General features: G+C 68.8%; 10 protein-coding genes and 1 pseudogene. 6 read left to right on the top strand and 5 right to left on the bottom strand.

Annotated features, from left to right (window positions below; translation table 11 throughout):
* Positions 1-58: 58 nt before the first annotated feature.
* From IE107_RS34930 to IE107_RS16445, 5 genes and pseudogenes are all read left to right on the top strand, one after another.
* Entirely contained in the window at positions 59-1,900 is a 1,842-nt protein-coding gene (locus IE107_RS34930) for a Tn3 family transposase (RefSeq protein WP_229866989.1), read from the top strand.
* 115 nt (positions 1,901-2,015) lie between these two features.
* On the top strand, positions 2,016-2,660 hold the full coding sequence (locus IE107_RS16430) for an ArsR/SmtB family transcription factor (RefSeq protein ID WP_189544493.1): 645 nt from the start codon (positions 2,016-2,018) through the stop codon (positions 2,658-2,660).
* Positions 2,657-4,033, top strand: coding sequence for an MFS transporter (locus IE107_RS16435; RefSeq protein WP_229866991.1), 1,377 nt, complete (start codon positions 2,657-2,659; stop codon positions 4,031-4,033). The genes IE107_RS16430 and IE107_RS16435 overlap by 4 nt, the downstream gene beginning before the upstream one ends.
* A 231-nt stretch (positions 4,034-4,264) precedes the next feature.
* Positions 4,265-4,954: a recombinase family protein gene (locus IE107_RS16440; protein ID WP_189544494.1), complete on the top strand. Its 690-nt coding sequence runs from the start codon at positions 4,265-4,267 to the stop codon at positions 4,952-4,954.
* Positions 4,955-4,998: 44 nt separating this feature from the next.
* Positions 4,999-7,059: pseudogene (locus tag IE107_RS16445) on the top strand (Tn3 family transposase); the annotation flags it as partial.
* Between the two features lie 55 nt (positions 7,060-7,114).
* Here the strand turns inward: IE107_RS16445 and IE107_RS16450 are convergent.
* From IE107_RS16450 to IE107_RS16465, 4 genes are all read right to left on the bottom strand, one after another.
* Positions 7,115-8,356, bottom strand: coding sequence for an MFS transporter (locus IE107_RS16450; protein ID WP_373302453.1), 1,242 nt, complete (start codon positions 8,354-8,356; stop codon positions 7,115-7,117).
* Positions 8,357-8,479: 123 nt separating this feature from the next.
* A complete protein-coding gene (locus tag IE107_RS16455; protein ID WP_189544495.1) occupies positions 8,480-9,454 on the bottom strand; it encodes a tyrosine-type recombinase/integrase in 975 nt (324 codons plus the stop codon).
* 219 nt (positions 9,455-9,673) lie between these two features.
* Positions 9,674-10,747, bottom strand: coding sequence for a recombinase family protein (locus IE107_RS16460; protein ID WP_189544496.1), 1,074 nt, complete (start codon positions 10,745-10,747; stop codon positions 9,674-9,676).
* A 166-nt stretch (positions 10,748-10,913) separates the two neighbouring features.
* Positions 10,914-11,897 (bottom strand): ArsR/SmtB family transcription factor, encoded by a 984-nt coding sequence (locus IE107_RS16465; protein ID WP_189544497.1) that lies wholly within the window; start codon positions 11,895-11,897, stop codon positions 10,914-10,916.
* Positions 11,898-11,985: 88 nt separating this feature from the next.
* Between IE107_RS16465 and IE107_RS16470 the strand changes: the two genes are divergently transcribed.
* Complete coding sequence (locus IE107_RS16470; RefSeq protein ID WP_189544498.1) at positions 11,986-13,302, top strand: MFS transporter; 1,317 nt, start codon at positions 11,986-11,988, stop codon at positions 13,300-13,302.
* 64 nt (positions 13,303-13,366) lie between these two features.
* On the opposite strand, the gene IE107_RS16475 is transcribed toward IE107_RS16470, so the two are convergent.
* Complete coding sequence (locus IE107_RS16475; RefSeq protein ID WP_189544499.1) at positions 13,367-16,501, bottom strand: Tn3 family transposase; 3,135 nt, start codon at positions 16,499-16,501, stop codon at positions 13,367-13,369.
* Between the last annotated feature and the right edge of the window lie 211 nt (positions 16,502-16,712).

The following is a 16,712-nucleotide window of genomic DNA, read 5'->3' on the forward strand; positions in this document are numbered from 1 at the left end:
AAGGAGAACATCGTCGTACACGAACCACTACCGGCGCGGGCTGATCAGGCTGCTGGACGTGCTGGAGTTCCGCTCGTCCAACCACACCCACCGGCCGGTGATCGAGGCGTTGGCGCTGGTGGCCCGGTACGCAGCAGCGGGCAACACCACGTACTACCCGCTGGGCGAGACCGTGCCCGTGCACAAGGCGATGAGCGGGGACTGGGCCGAGGTCGTCCACCGCACCGACAAGCACGGCCGGCGCCGGGTGGTGCGCATGGTCTACGAGGTCGTGGCCTTCCAGGCCCTGCGCGATCAGCTCAAGTGCAAGGAGATCTGGGTGGTCGGCGCTGATAAGTGGCGCAATCCGGATGAGGACCTGCCGCAGGACTTCGAGGCCCGGCGGGCGGAGAACTACCGGGAGCTGCGCAAGCCGCTGGACGCGGCGGTGTTCGTCGATGAGCTGCGCGAGCAGATGACGGCCGAACTGACCCTGCTGAACGACAAGATGCCGAAGCTGTCCTGGTTGGACATCGCCGAGCGGAAGTCCGGGGCGATCCGGCTGACGGCGGCCGAGGCCCAGCCCGAGCCGCGCAACCTGCGCAGGGTCAAGGCCGAGGTGCAGAGGCGTTGGGGCATCGTGCCGCTCGTCGACATACTGAAGGAAGCGGTGCTGCGGACCGGCTGTCTGGACGCGGTCACCTCCGTCTCCGGCGGCGGCAGCCTCTCGCCGGAGGTGCTGGCCGAACGCCTGCTGCTGGTCATCTACGCGTACGGCACGAACACCGGGATCAAGGCTGTGGCGTCCGGCGGCCACGGGCACACCGAGGACGAGCTGCGGTACGTGCGGCGCCGCTATCTGTCCGTCGAGGCCGCACGCGCCGTCGCCATCCAGATCGCGAACGCCACCTTCGCCGCCCGCAACACCGAGTTGTGGGGGCAGGGCTCGACCGCGGTCGCCTCCGACTCCACCCACGTGCGCGCCTACGACCAGAACCTGTTCACCGAGTGGCACTCGCGCTACGGCGGTCGTGGGGTGCTCATCTACTGGCACGTGGAGAAGAAGTCCCTGGCCATCCACTCCCAGCTGATCAACTGCACCGCCTCCGAAGTCGCCGCGATGATCGAGGGCGCGATGCGGCACGGCACCACCATGGACGTCGAGGCCAACTACACCGACTCGCATGGCCAGTCGGAAATCGGGTTCGGCATCACGCGGCTGCTGAACTTCGACCTATTGCCGAGGATCAAGCGGATCAACAAGGTGAAGTTGTACCGGCCGGTGGCTGGCGAGCCGGACGCCTATCCGCAGCTGACCCCGGCGCTCACCCGCCCGATCCGCTGGGAGCTCATCGCCCAGCAGTACGACCAGATGATCAAGTACGCCACCGCGATCCGGACCCGTACTGCATCCACCGAGGCGATCCTGCGCCGCTTCACCCGCAACGCCTCCCACCCCACCTACGCAGCGATGCTGGAGGTCGGCCGCGCCCAAAAGACGATCTTCGTGGCCCGCTACCTGCGGCTTCGGGACCTCCAGCGGGAGATCGAGGAGGGCCTGAACGTCATGGAGTCCTCCAACGGCGCCAACTCCGTGATCGCCTACGGCAAGGGCGGGGAGATCGCATCCAACCGGCGCGACGAGCAGGAGATGTTCGTGCTGTGCCTGCGGATCTTGCAGTCCGCCTTGGTCTTCGTGAACACCCTGATGCTTCAGGACATCCTCGGCGAACCGGAGTGGGCCGACCTCCTCACGCCCGCCGACCGGCGCGGCCTGACCCCACTGTTCTGGTCCCACGTACGCCCATACGGTGAAGTGAACCTCGACATGGACGCCCGCCTGAACCTCACCGCGGTCACGGTGCCCAGCCCCCGTACGGCGGGCGATCAGGAACCATCCGGGCAACGTACAGGCGGGTGAGGCTGCCCAGTCCCGTCTCCGATGCAGTGCCGGTGGCTGGCTACCAGCCAACTTCCCAAAAGAAATTCTGCAAAAATACTTTTGCGGACTCTCTGGGCCGCTCTACCCTCCCATCATGGTCAGCGAAGAGCAGAAACGCGTACTCGATCCCGAGCAAGATGCAGCAGCCCTGAAGGCCCTCACGCACCCTCTGCGCATCCGGCTGCTCGGGATGCTGCGGCAGGACGGCCCGGCCACCGCAAGTGAACTCGCGGTCAGGACCGGGGAGTCATCCGCTTCCACCAGCTATCACCTGAGGGTTCTGGCGAAGTACGCGTTCGTCACCGAGGCCGAGCACCGTGACGGGCGGGAGCGCCGCTGGCAGGCGGTGCACTCCGTGACCTCCTGGAACAACAAGGCAATGGAAGCCACACCGGGCAGCCGCGCCTACGTCAGCCTGTCACGCAGGGCCCAGATCGAGCACCTGGAGGCATCTCTCGCCCGGCACGAGGCCGCCATCGCCGACGGGCGGCTGGGCCAGGAATGGGTGGAGCCGTCCGGAATCAACGACCTGATGCCCCGCCTGACCCCTGAGTCGCTCACCGAACTCTGGGAGGTGCTCGACCGGAAACTGGAGGAACTGACCACCCGCGACGCACAAGATCCGCGCGCCGCGCAGGTCGTACTCCTCACCGCCGGATTGCCCCTGGCACCACGCGACCCGGGCGCTGAGGAGGACACCTCAGCCCCTGCGGTGACAGATGCCGAGGACGCGTCATGACCGGGCCGCTGGACATACACACCGCACGCCGCCGCTACATCACGGTCTGCGTTCTGTTCTGGCTGCCACTGGGACTGAGCATCGCTCCCCTGATCTTGCTGTTCACCGAGCGCGGCATGGCCATGGCGGCCATCGCAGGCTTCTTCGCCGCGCACTCCCTCACCGCCGCCGCACTGGAACTGCCCACCGGAGGACTGTCCGACGTCCTCGGCCGCCGCACTGTTCTGGCCGCGGCCGGGCTGCTGAACCTGGCCGCCTTGACCCTCGTGGGCCTGGGCACTGCTCCCTGGCTGCTCGGCCTCGGTATGGCCCTGATGGGCGCGGGTCGCGCCCTGTCCAGCGGCCCGGCCGAAGCCTGGTACGTCGACACCGTCCAGGCGCACTCCGGCCCCGACGCCGAACTGCGTACCGGGCTGGCCCGTGGCGGATCCGCGACATCCGCCGCGCTCGCCACCGGCACCCTGCTCGGCGGTGCCCTTCCCTGGCTGCTCGGACTCGGCCCTGCCCTTAGCGTGCGACTGAGCGAAGCGACGTCCGAGCTGGTGCTGCCCCTTTCCGTTCCGATGCTGCTGGGCGCGGCAATCGAGATCGTCTTCGTGCTGTACGTCGTGACTGCTCTGCGGGAGCTGCCCCGGCCGGCAGCCACCCTGCCCTACGTACTCCGCGGCATCCCGGCCACCATCGTGGGCGGACTGCGGCTGGGGGGCCGCGACGCGCTGGTCCGCCGGGTGCTCCTCAGCGCTGGGGCCGCCGGCGGCGCCCTGGCCGCGATCGAACTGCTCACGCCGGGCCGTGCCGCGGCCCTCACGGGCGCATCGGAGTCGGGGGCGGTGCTATTTGCCGCGCTCGCCTGCGCCGGATTCATCTGCGCGGGTATCGGCAGTCACCTCGCACCGCTGACCGCCCGGCTTGCGGGCAGTGGCGAGCGCGCGGTCATGGTCAGCCTCGGCGTGAGCGCGAGCGGCCTGCTTCTGCTCGGCGCCACCGCGGCGTTCGCCGGAGCGGGCTCCATGGTCATCGCGGCCGTCGGCTACGGCCTGGTCTACCTCGGGCTTGGCGCGGCGGGGCCGAGCGAGAACGACCTCTTGCATCGCCGGGTCGCAAGTTCGGGCCGGGCCACCGCACTGTCCGTCCAGTCTCTCGCCCTGCAACTGGTGGCAGCCCTTACCGGCTTGATCATTGGTGTCCTTCCGTCAGGCCCGATGCCCTGGCTGCTGGGAGGCACCCTGCTGCTGGCAGCAGCTCTCCTGTGGATTCACCGCAGCGGGGCCACACGCCGGACTCCGGCGGCAACGCCTCAGCCACACACCGTGTCGTTCTCTGCGACGAGCACCGCTGGCTCCGACCCCCATCAGCAACATGCCGACCAGTAGCGCCGAGACCAACCCGAAAACCGTACAAACGTATGGGTGACCGCAAGGTGCCGCGCGGTTCGAGCACACACGGTTCGTTCGCGCGGCGCTCATCTATCGACCGATTGATGAGCAAGATCGGTAAGTAGCTGCGCGCGACCGGATCGACGCCGGATCATGCCCATAAAACGGTGTCAGAAAGTCGATGTGCTCAAGAACTTGAAGAGCACCCTTTTCTGTACGATCTGGCGGGTGCAACCACCCCAAGATGACGACACCGCCGATCTACTCGCCCCGGTTCCAGCCGTACGGACCGGCAGCCTCGTGGGATACGCACGCGTGTCCACCAAGGGACAGCTGCTCGACCGGCAGATCCACGCACTCACCGAAGCCGGATGCATCCGGATCTTCGCCGACAAGAAGTCCGGCAAGAGCGCCGAACGCGAGGAACTACGTAAGGCCCTCGACTACCTGCGCGAGGGTGACACCCTCGTCGTCCCGTCGCTAGACCGGCTCGGCCGCTCTCTCCAGGACCTCATCGCCATCGTGTCCGGCCTGCGTAAGCGCGGCATCGGCTTCACCTCGTTGCACGAGTTGCTCGACACCACCACGCCTGGCGGGCGCCTGGTCTTCCATGTCTTCGCGGCCCTGGCGGAGTTCATCCGCGAACTCATCGTCCAGGGCACCAACGAGGGCCTGGACGCGGCCCGCGCCCGCGGTGCCCGCCTCGGTCGTCCGCCGGCCATGACCGAGGAACAGGTACGTCACGCCCGTGACCTGCTCGCCCGCCCGGAGAACACCGTCACCTCGATCGCGAAGCTCCTCGGCGTCTCCCGCAACACCATCTACAACTACGTGCCCGAACTGAAGGGCGGCCGTCTCGCGCTCGCCGAGACGACCAACACGGCAGAACTGCCCCGGCCCTCCAGGTCAGAGGACTGATTACCGCCGTTTGCGGCTGGTGACAGCGTTCTTACCGGCACCCCAAGCTGGCGACCGCGTTCCAGGTCGTGTTCGACACCACCTCCGAGCAGGTCGATACCGACACGGGGGAGATCGCCCCGCCGAAGGTGGAGAGCCTGGAAGGGATGTGGGCGGCCATCGAGCAGGTGGTGCCCCGGCACGAGCTGGCCGCGGCGATCGCCGCGCTGTTCGAGCTGACCCCGCCGCTGGACTCGGATGCGGACGAGGCATGGCGGGCCATGCTGGTCAACCGGTTCGGCACGGTCCGGCCGTTCTTGAAGCTGCTGGTCAACGTGGTGGACTTCGACGCTACCCCGGAGGGTGAGCCGGTGCTGGCCGCGATGCTGTCGCTGCCGGAGCTGATGGGCCGCAAGAAGGTCGGCCCGGCCGAGATCGACACCGCCCTGCTGAGCGGTTCGTGGCGGCGCTTGGTGCTGGCGGCGCCGCACCTGGAGCCCGGGACGGTGGACTGGAAGGCGTACACGTTCTGCGTGCTGGAGCAGCTGCACCGAATGCTTCGCAGCAAGCAGGTCTTCGCGAAGAACTCCTCGAAGTGGGGTGACCCGCGGGCGAAGCTGCTGGCCGGGCAGGCGTGGCAGCAGGCCCGCCCGACCGTGCTGGCCTCGCTGAACCTGCCCGGGGAAGTGGGCGGCCACCTTCAGGCACGGGCGGCGCTGCTGGACGGCACCTACCGGGAGGTCGCCGCCCGGGTCCCGGACAACGCGCAGATCGTCTTCGACGATGACGGCCGCCTGCACTTCGCCGCCCTGGAGCCGGAGCCCGAACCGGCCTCCCTCCTCGACCTGCGGGCCGCCGTGAACGCGATGCTGCCGCGCGTGGACCTGCCCGAGGTGCTGCTGGAGGTCTTCTCCTGGACCGGCGCCGACCAGGCGTTCACCTCGGTCACCGGCGGCGAGGCCCGGCTGAAGGACCTGCACGTCACGATCGCGGCCCTGCTGGTCGCCCACGGCTGCAACGTCGGCTACACCCCGGTCATGGGCGGCGCGGACCCGCTGAAGTACGGGCGGCTGTCCCACGTGGACCAGACGTACTTGCGGCTGGCAACGTACCGGGCCGCGAACGCGGCCCTCATTGAGCACCAGGCGTCCATCGGGCTCGCGCAGAGCTGGGGCGGGGGCCTGGTCGCCTCGGTGGACGGGATGCGGTTCGTCGTCCCCGTCCCCAGCGTGTACGCGCGGCCGAACCCGAAGTACTTCGGCCGCCGCGGCGGCGCCACTTGGCTCAACATGATCAACGACCAGGCGGCGGGCCTGGGCGGGAAGGTCGTGGTCGGCACCCCGCGCGACTCCCTGTATGTGCTGGACGTCCTCTACGACCGCGACGGCGGCCGCCGCCCGGAGATGATCGTCACCGACACCGCGTCCTACAGCGACATCGTGTTCGGGCTGCTGACCCTGGCCGGGTTCGCCTACGCTCCGCAGCTCGCGGACCTGCCGGACCAGAAGATGTGGCGGATCGACCGCACGGCCGACTACGGGGCCTTCCAGGACGCTGCCCGCGGCCGAGTCGACCTCGCCCGGATCGAGCGGCACTGGGAGGACATCCTGCGGATCATCGGCTCCATCCACACCGGAGCCGTCCGCGCCTACGACGTCATCCGGATGCTTTCCCGGGACGGGCGGCCCACCCCGCTCGGTGACGCGATCGCGCACTACGGACGGATCGCGAAGACCCTGCACATCCTGCGCCTGGCCGACGAGCCCGGCTACCGGCGGCAGATCAAGGTGCAGGCCAACCTCCAGGAAGGCCGCCACGCATTGGCCCGGAAGATCTTCCACGGCCGGGCCGGGCAGCTCTACCAGCGCTACCAGGACGGTATGGAGGACCAGATCGGCGCCCTGGGCCTCGTCCTGAACGCGCTCGTGCTGTTCAACACCCGCTACATGGACGCCACCGTGAACCAGCTGCGCGCGGACGGCTTCGAGGCCCGCGACGAGGACGTGGCCCGGCTCTCCCCGTTCGTGCGCCACCACATCAACGTGCTGGGCCGGTACTCCTTCCAGCTTCCCGACCTGCCCGGCGGCCTGCGGCCCCTCCGTGCCCCGGACGCTGTCGACGAGTAGCGAGACGCGGCGGGCGCGTCTGGCCGCGCCCGCCGCTCGCACCGTTGTGGGAACTCTATGCGTTGGCCGCCTGGACGCGGACTGCTCGGGCGCGGACCACGAAGGGCCGGGAGAGGACGGTGATGGCGATGGAGACGGCGGCCACAAAGGTGATGGCCGTGCCAGAAGTGAAGTGCTGGGCAATGCCGCCAGCGATCGCGGCTCCGATACCTTGCCACGTCATACGGCCGGCGGACTCAACTCCCTGGACCTGGCCACGGACCGGATCAGGGGTCAACTCCAGAAGGTGCTCCTGGAGCGGCAGGGTGGCAGCGAAGCCGGCACTGGCGACGAACACCGCGGCTGTCGCCACCAGCATGGGCGGGTGGACGGCGAACAGCAGGTAGGGGGCGGCGAGCAGCAGTCGCAGGGCGAATGCGTAGCGGCGCCGCTGCTCGGCGGTAAACAGCCGCCCGACCGCAAGGTCACCGAGGAGCATGCCTGCCGATCCGGCGGCCAGGAAGACGCCGGCGTGATGGGGGGCGTAGGAGATGAACAGGGCCTCGCAGCCAACGATCAGGCCATTGGGGACCCACAGGTTCAGCAGCAGCGCGCGTTGGCCGGAGTGGGAGAAAAGCTCGATGTTCGTCGTCCAGGTCTGGCGCAGTCCAGGGCGACGGGTCAGACGGATCGAGCGTTCCCGGACCGTCACCGCCACAATGATCAATCCACCGCCGGTCAGGGCGGTCGCGACGGCGAAGACCTCCTGCTGGCTCAGGTACCGCAGCAGTACGGCGCCGATGGCGTAGCCGAGGATGGCCATGCCTCCCGAGGTGATGTTCATCAGCGAACGTGCCAGTGCATATGAGGAGTTCGGCACTACCTCGGCGAGCAGCCCCATCCGTGTGCCCGTTCCCAGGGACTGGAAGAACCCCAGTACAAGGAGCAGATCGAACCGGGCGGCGAGCGGCAGCCCTGGAACCGCCTGTGCGGCAACACCTACGAGCGAGACGCACTGGAGCGCGACGAGGGTCCGGCGAGGACGGCTTCCGTCCGCGACCGACATCAGCGTCAGCGCACCGAGTACCGTCGCGAAGGTGGCGCCGTACATGCTCACAGCGGTCAGGAACGGGGACTTGGTCTGCTGGTTGACCAGCGTGCCGAGCGCGAAGCCCGACAAGGTGCTCGCGGCGACCGTCAGTGTGAAGCTGGCGTACAGGCCGACAAATTCACGGTTGCGGAGCAGGTCACGGTAGGTGGTGGGAGGTGTGCCGGAGGCAGATGTGTCAGAAGGCATGAAAAAAGCCTTCGCGCGCACCCAACCTGGGGCGCCGAAGGCCGACTCGTGGATTATAGCAAGTGCCCCAGCCTCTCCACGGCCCGCATCGGACCGGGGGAGACACGGACGCGGATACGCACCGGTCTCGGCAGCACCGCACATTCACCGGCGGCTGTCGCCAGGTGCGAGCAGACTGGTCAACTCCGAGATCGCCTCGTGCGAGGGCTTGAAGTAGCGGCGGACGTTCTCCGGCTTCTTGTGCCTCGACTTCGCCATCAGCATCAGCAGGGAGGCGCCCTGCTCGCCCAGGTGGGTCAGGGCGGAATGACGGTACTCATGCAGGTCCCAGCCCGTCCCCGGCCCACGCACGGCGGTGTGCTCGTCGAGGAGGGCGCGGGCCTGGCCATAGGAGAGGCGGGCCAGGCCGGTGTCCGGGCACACGTCGCGCGGGCTGACCACCTTCCCTGGGCCTGGGCGGCGATGGGTGACGAACACCGGCCCACGGATACGGCCGCGCAGCAGCCGGGGAAGGAGCCGGGCGGTGCCGGCGTCCCAGTAGACGGTCTCCAGCACGAAGTCCTCGCGCGCCTGCCCGCGTCGGCGGGCCTTGCTGCGGGCGCCCTTGGCTTTCACCGGGCAGCGGCGGGCGGCGAGGTCCAGGTCCTCGATGTTCACGCCGAGGATCTCCTCCGCGCGGGCGGCGGTCTCGTAGAGCATCCGCCACAGCGTCTTCTCCCGTAGATGGACCTCGCGGCGGGCGATGAGCCGGTCCACGGCCATCTTCGAGCGGGCCGGGGTCTCGGAGTCCGGCACCGCCAGCCGCTTCGTCCAGGCAGGGACCGCCGGGCCGTCGTAGCCGTACGACTCGCACCAGCCGAGCCAGGAGAGCACCGCCGCCCGGCGGGCATTCCAGGTGTTGACCGCCGCAGTGCCCCACAGCAGTTCCAGGGCCTCGCCGATCTCGTCGTCCGCGACCGACCCGAGCGGGCGGGCCTCTCCGATCCGCTCGGCGGTCTTGCCGACCCCGACCCCGTAGCTGCGGACGGTGTTCGGGTTGCGGAGCGAGTCGAGGAAGGCTTCGGCCGCCGAGCGGACGGTCAACGCCTTCCCGGCCGGCAGTTGCACGACGGTTGGCACCGCTTCCCCCTTGCCACGGATAACAGGGCCGCTTCACGTACGGCCCGGAGAACGTCACCGCAGGTGACGAACCAAGCTCCCGCAGATAATAGGACGTTATCCGTGGAACAACTTCACACCGGCCCCGCGACCAGCATCCCGCCAGCCGCCCAACAGCGACGACGAGGGCTTAGCGCCGGTTTCCGTTCCGATGTTCCTCGACCCCCTTGATCTTGCTGACTACTCCGTCTCCGTGCCCTGGAAGACCTGGTCCTGGAGCCGTTGACGAAGATCGGCTTCTTCGGCCGTGACCGGGTCGTCCGGGCGTCGGATACGGGCTCGGCGAGGGCGGGGGATGTCGTCGGCGTCCTGAAGGTCAGCGAAGTCGGCGTGCGCCTGGGCGACGGCTTCGGGGTACGCCTCCTTCTTCTCGTGCTCGGCGAGCGCCCGGTAGACGCTCGCGACACTGGGGGCCAGGCCTTTGCGCTTGCCGGTGGGGATGATCAGGTCGGGCTGGATCTGCTCGACCGACTCGCCGTTCGCTCGGCGCCGCAGCACGGTGTGCAGCATGTCCTCGGTGATGACGGGCGGCCGGCCGCCGTGCTTGCCCTTTCGGGCCGCGGCGTCGAGTCCTTCGAGGGTCGACTCGCGGATGTTCTCCCGCTCCGTCTCCGCCATCGCCGCGAAGAACGCGAACAGCAGGCGTCCCGGCCCGCTGGGGTCATACATCCCGGGCAAGGGCCCGGCGAGCATCTCCAGGACCAGGCCGTGGGCGGTGAGGTGGTCGGCGAGCGCGGTGAGCTCGGCGGCGTCGCGGCCCAGGCGCTTCATCTCGTACACGGTGAAGATGACGCGGCAGTGCGGGGCGTGGGCCTTGATCTGCCGGGCGAGCGCGAGCGCGGCCTCGAACTGCGGGCGGACGCGCACGCGGGTGCTGATCTTCTCGGAGAACACCTTGTCGCGCTCGATGCCGTGCTTGGCGAGGGCGTCGAGCTGCGACTGGAGTTCCTGGGTGAGCGTCGAACAGCGGGCGTACCCGATGCGGATGTCGGCGCTCGGGGTGTCCGGTGCGAGGGCGAGCGGGACCGGGGTGCCGGGGCGCCACGGCTGGCCGGGGCCGCGGTCGGCAGGGGTGGGCACGCGCAGGAGCTTGGCGAGCCGGGGCACCTTGGTGAAGCGGCCGGTGTGGTAGGTGCCGGCGACCGCGGCGGAGCGCGAGCGGCACGGCGAGCCGGGTTCGGCCCGGCAGCGCGGGCAGGGGTGGCGCTCGACATCGTCCGCGTCGTTCGGGGAGGCTTCTTGAGGGACTGTCATGACACCGGATGCTGTCACAAACGATTCTCAGAAGTGCCCCGGACCCACCTTTGAGTGAGAACGAGTTCTGCGAACCGAACCGCCGCTTCGCGATCACCGGGACACCGTCTTTGATCTTGCTCGGGCAAAGGACCGTTTGTGAGACAAGCAGTGCTGATCTGAGCCCTCAGCCCGAACCTGCGACCAGTGCCTCGCCGAGCGGGGTGCGCCGGTAGAGCACCGAGCGTCCGGACCGGGCGCGGACCAGCAGTCCCGCGCCTCGAAGGATGGCGAGGTGGTCTCCCACCGCGCCGGGTGCCATGGCGAGGCTTCGGGCGAGGTGGCTGGTGCTGGCCGGGGCGTCCAGCGCCAACAGCAGCCGGGCTCGGGACCGGCCGACCAGAGCGGTCAGCGCGTCCGGTCGGGGGACGGTCTCCTGTTCGCCCCACAGGGCGGCGGTGCCGCGGGCGCGATAGATCAAGGTTCTGGGCCAGGGGTCTTCAAGGTGGGCGGCGATATTCGCGACGAAGACCGAAGGGATCAGCAGGAGCCCGTCGCCGGCGAGGCGGACTGTTCCGACTTGGGGGAAGTGGCCGATCTCGATGCCACCGGCTTGCCAGGCAATGCTCGGGTGCAGGCTCTCGATGGTCCTGACCCATCCGTGTTCGCCGATCACACCCACCCGGTGCACGACGTCGCGCTCACAGATCGCGCGCAGTTGCGGCCAGTCCGGGGCGAGCAGCTCGTGCCAGGCCTGGTCCATCGCCTCGGCGATCCTGGAGACGGCGTCCGTCGAGTCCAGCACTGCGCGTACGCGGGGATCGCGGGCGGACGGGCCGGTCGCGTTGGTGGCGATTTCGTGGCGGGCCGCTTCCAGTGGTGTGGCCCGGATCATGGCCAGGTCGTCTGCCCAGGTCTGGTTGAGGCCGCGCGGGGGCGGGGCGACGAAGTTCGGTCCGCCCCCGCGCGGGGTGTGCAGGGCGAGGGCGGCGTTCAGTTCGGTCTCGCCGCGAAGGCGTTCAAAGACCGGCAGGAGCCGGGTGGCCCAGGCTCGCGGCAGCGGCCGGTCTTGACCGGCGAGCGAGCGCAGCAGTAGGCAGAGGTCCAGCACGGGCGACAATGCGAACCGGCTGCGCAGCAGGTCCTCGACGGAGACTTCGAAGCGCAGCACTCTGCCATGCTACCGAGGGACGCTGTTCCGATTCGTCCAGCGACGAATCATTGGTGAGTGGCATGGACGCACGGCGAGACTCGGCGTCATGACCCCAACCGCCGAGCCCGCACAGGGCAACCACCGTGCCACCTACCGTGAAGTGCTGGCCGAGCCACGATTCCGGCTGCTCTTCTCAACCCGCACCGTCGCGATCACTGCGGACGCGCTGCGGATCACCACGTTCTCGGTTCTGGTCTTCTCGGCCACCGCCTCCGCGCTGCTGAGCGCGGTGGCCTTCGGGATCGGCTTCATCCCGCAGCTGTTCGGCTCGCTGTTGCTGGGCTCACTGGCCGACCGGCTGCCGCCCCGCGCGCTCATTACCGGCGGCTACGCCTTGACGTGCGCCGCCGCCCTGTTGATCGCCCTGGTGCGGATGCCGGTCGCGGCAAGCCTCGGTGTCGTGGCGCTGGTCTCCCTCGCCACACCGGTGTTTCACGGCGCGTCGAGTCGGCTGGTCGCTCAGTCGCTGGAGGGCGACGCCTATGTACTGGGCCGGTCACTGAACAACATCGCTGGCGCCGGCGCGCAATTGTTCGGCCTGGCACTGGGAGGTGCGGCCGTCGCGGCACTCGGCCCACGCCGGGCGCTCGCGGCCAGCGCCGTCCTTTACCTCGGCTGCGCGCTTGCTATCCGCATTCGGCTACCCCGGCTGCAACCGGGAGAGTTCGGCGCCGCACCCGGCAGCGCTGGGAGCGATAGCGGGGCCGTCCGTGCAAGCCTGCATGGTGCCGGCCTGCTGCTGCGCGGACGCACGGTGCGACGACTGATGCTGGCCCAGTGGCTACCCGTCGCGTTCGTAGCGGGCGCGGAAGGCCTGATCGTCGCCTACGCGGGAGAACGCCACTTCGCGCCCGGCCAGTACGCGGTGCTGATGGGCTGTCTGCCGGTTGGCATGCTTGTCGGTGACCTGCTGGTGGGTCGACTCCTACTACCACCCACCCGGGAGCGACTGGTAGTCCCGTTGATTGCGCTGGCGGGGCTGCCGCTGATCGGCTTCGCTGCCGAGCCCGGAGTGGGCGTCTCGTCCTGTCTGCTGCTGCTCAGCGGCCTCGGATTCGCCTACGCTCTCGGCCTGCAACGCCCGTTCCTGGACGCCCTTCCGCCAGATGGCCAAGGTCAGGCCTTCGGCTTGCTCGGCTCCGGCAGCATGACGCTCCAGGGCGTCGGCCCGGTTTGCTTGGGCGCGGTGGCCGCAGGCATCGGAACAAGCGGCGCAATCGCCCTGGCAGGCGGCGCGGCGGCGCTTACCGCCGGCTGGATTCTCACCTGGCATCCGCCCACCTCCCCGGTCCCCGTCCCGAACCACTCGACCGGATCAGAGAACAGCACCGAACAGCATGCGTGTAGTCCACCTGCGCAGTAACCACCGCAGGCCGACTGGCGCCGCCCAAGTTGCCGCCGCACCAGCTGCGGCGCCGCCCCCGGGTTCATCCGTCGGTGCCGTCGTCATCGTCGTCAAGGTCGGGCGCATCCGGATCACGCAGGGGACGCAGCCCGTCGACCGGCTGGGACGCGGTGAAGTTGTAGCGGCCCAGGACATTCAGGTTCTTGTGCTTGAGCGGCGAGAGCCGGGCGACGTCCTCGTCCCTGATCTCGTGGCCCTCAGCGCGGAGCTGGGCGACGGCGGCGTCGATGTAGCGCGTCGTCCAGAGCACCACGGCGTTCAGGACCAGGCCGAGCGCGCCGAGTTGGTCCTCCATGCCGTCCCGGTATGCCTGGTGGATGGTGCCCTTCTTGCCGTGACAGATGTCGCGGGCGAGCTTGTGCCGGGACTCCTGGACGGTGAGCTGCTTGTGCATCTGGCGGCGGTAGGTGTCGTCCATCGGGTCGACGACGGCCAGCAGGTGGAGGGTCTTGGCGATCCGCCCGTACTCGGCGAACGCGGCCCCCAGCGGGTTCGGGCGGTCCTTACTGCCGAACATCCGCAGCAGGTCGTACGCCCTGACCTGGTTGGTGACCAGGGAACCGGCCACCTGGAGCATGTCCGGCCACGCGGTGAGGATCTTCTTCACGTTCACCTTGTTCCGGGCGATGGCCTCCAGCGGCCCGTACCCGCCGACGGGCTCGGCGTCGGGCATCTGTGCCTTCCAGAACCTCTGGTCTTCGAGGTCCTTGAAGCGCGGGGAGAAGCGGTAGCCGAGCAACTTGAAGATGCCGAAGACCATGTCGGAGTAGGAGGCGTTGTCGGTGGCGACCATCTCCGGCTTCACCCCGCCGTCCAGGTTCAACAAAGCGTCCAAGATGAACAGGGAGTCGCGCGGAGTACCCGGGACGACCATCTGCCCGATGCCGATCACCTGGTCATTGATCGCGTTGAGCCACGTAATTCCGTTCTTCTTCGCGAAGTACTTGGGGCTCGGGGCCGTGCTGATGCTGCGGACGGGGACGACGAAGCGCAGCCCGTCGACGGAGGCGAGCAGCCCCTGGCCCCAGAACTTCACGATCGGCACCTTCGCCTGGGCCTCGATCAGGGCGGCGTTCGCCGCAGCGATGGTGTCGGCCCGCAGGTAGTACTGGTCAACGTGGACCAGGCGGGAGCGGGTCAGCGCCTCGTAGTTCGGGTTGACGACCGGGGTCATGCCGATGTTGCACGCCTCCGACACCAGCAGTGCGACCATCGAGGTGGTGAGGTCCTTCATGCGGGTCTTGCCGTCGCCCAGGTGCACGAAGGCGTCCAGGAATCCGGTCCAGCCGTGCACCTCGAAGAGCAGGTCCGGAAGGTCGATCTTCGGAAGCATCTTCTCGACCCGCTTGCGCAGCCAGTCCAGCGTCTTCGGCTCGCTGAGCGCGTGGAGCTTCTCCACGTTCAGCTTCGCGCGGCCGTTGGGCTGCACCTCAATGCTGATCTTCGCGTCGTCGCCGGCCTCCGCCAGCCGCTCGGCCATCTGCTTCCACGTCGCATCCAGCACCCCGATGAGTTCCTTGAGGTGCTCCTCGGCGTCCTCGGTCAGGCTCAAGCCGATCAGGACGTCCTCGCGCACCGCCTCCCAGCGCTTGCCCTTGAGCAGCCGGGCGCGCGGGTCGGACCAGCGGTGCGAGGGCGAGGCGAAGATGTCCCGGCGCCGCAGCGCACCAAAGAGCTGCTCCAGCACACACACCACGTACGCGTCGCGGTCGACGGCCCCCTCCGGCAGCTCGCTGTTCGCGTACACCGCCTTGCGCCAGTGCGGCGGCACCAGCTTGTCGTCGATCTCCCGGGGCAGCAGCGGCTTCTCGCCCACCTTCCGCCTGGCTAGGGCAGGGAGGCGCTTCACCCCGGTCAGGATGCGCTTGCCGTTGGTCGCCGCGCCCAGCGCGGAGGTCTCGCCCAGCAGGGCCAGGAACGGCTTGACGGTGTTGTAGCGCAGCGCCAGCGCATTGCGCAGGGCGGTCTCGGCCGTGTCGTCGTCCTCCGGCACCAGGCTCACCACCGTGGCGGCCGCGCTGGACAGCGCCGCCCTCGGCGCGACCTCCTCCAGCGCCTTCCATAACGCCTTCACATCCACATCGCAGCCGGTCTCCTCGATGAGCTCCAGCTCCTCGATGATCACCTTCGCCGCCCTCGCCACCAGCCGCGAGGACTTCTCCAACTGCGGCAGCGTGGACAGCCGCTGCTTGTCCGTGGACCGCCTCGCCGTGGAGATCAGCCGCGTCGCCATCAGGATCTCGAACAGATCCAGCGCGTCGTCGATCGCCTTCGCCTCCAGATGCCGCATCACCGCGGTGAGCATCGCGGTGCGCTTGGGCTCCGACGTCCGCTCCAGCTTCGGTGCCTTGGTCCCCAGCCCGTACCGGGCCAGCGCGGAGAGCCGGTTCGGCGGGACCTTGTCCAGCTTCAGGCGCCCCAGTTGGAAGGCGGCGATGTCATCGACCCGCTGCAACGCACCCTTCATCGCGGTGCCCGTGGTCCGCGTTGGCGGCCGGCGCATCCGCTCCAGCTCCGAATACCGCTTGCCCTCCGGCGTCTTCAGCAGCGCCACCAGGTCCCCGGGCAGCGCCGCATCCGCCCGCCAGGCCGCCTTCGCAACCGTGGCGTGCAGCCGCGTATCCGCGATCCGGCGCACCTCGGCGACCTGCCGGGCCAGCACCGAGACGCCCGGCAGCAGCACCCGGTTCCGGTGCAGCCACCCCGCCGCGTGGTCGAACAGTGCCTTCGGCCCCTCGGCGTGCGTCGTCCAGGCCCGCCCGTGCAGGAACGCCCGGAACTTCCGGCCCCACTCGTGGTCCTCGTACAGGTGGTAGCCGTAGGTCTCACGTATCTCCCACGCGTGCTCGTACGGCGTCATCTGCCGCTCCGTATACCGCTTGATGCTGGAGACATCCCCGATCTCCAGCTGCTCTGCCAGGTGCTCGACGACCGGCCACGGCACGGCTAGCGGGTCCTCCAGGAACAGCCCGATGTAGCGAACTGTGCACATCTGGAGAGCGAACCCGAGGCGGTTGTGGTCGCCGCGCCGCTTCGCGATCAGCTTCCGGTCCTCGTCATCAAGGAAGAAGAAGCGTTCCAGCTCGGGTCTCGTCGGCTCCTCAGCGAACTTCCCGTACGCCTCAGCCTGCTCATCAGTCAAAAATTCCACCGGCATGCGGCGGACGGTAGCCACGCCCCACCAGTGATCGAGGATCTTCCACCGAACCCCGCACAGGCCAGATCACCTGTGCTACACGGCCAAGATCAAGTGCTTAGCGCTAATGGCTGTTCCGTTGGTCCCCAAGGCCGGAGGGGCCCGGAAGAGCCCCATGGCAACCGAATGTCCCGTCGAGACTTATGTCGCGGTGGGACATTTTTGGGTGTAC

Origin of the sequence: Streptomyces gelaticus (assembly GCF_014649535.1) — a bacterium.
GTDB classification, from domain to species: Bacteria; Actinomycetota; Actinomycetes; order Streptomycetales; family Streptomycetaceae; genus Streptomyces; species Streptomyces gelaticus.

Coding starts and splice junctions, on each gene's coding strand:
- IE107_RS16430 (WP_189544493.1), top strand. CDS start 2,016: ATGGTCAGCGAAGAGCAGAAACGCGTACTCGATCCCGAGCAAGATGCA.
- IE107_RS16435 (WP_229866991.1), top strand. CDS start 2,657: ATGACCGGGCCGCTGGACATACACACCGCACGCCGCCGCTACATCACG.
- IE107_RS16460 (WP_189544496.1), bottom strand. CDS start 10,747: ATGACAGTCCCTCAAGAAGCCTCCCCGAACGACGCGGACGATGTCGAG.
- IE107_RS16470 (WP_189544498.1), top strand. CDS start 11,986: ATGACCCCAACCGCCGAGCCCGCACAGGGCAACCACCGTGCCACCTAC.
- IE107_RS16475 (WP_189544499.1), bottom strand. CDS start 16,501: ATGCCGGTGGAATTTTTGACTGATGAGCAGGCTGAGGCGTACGGGAAG.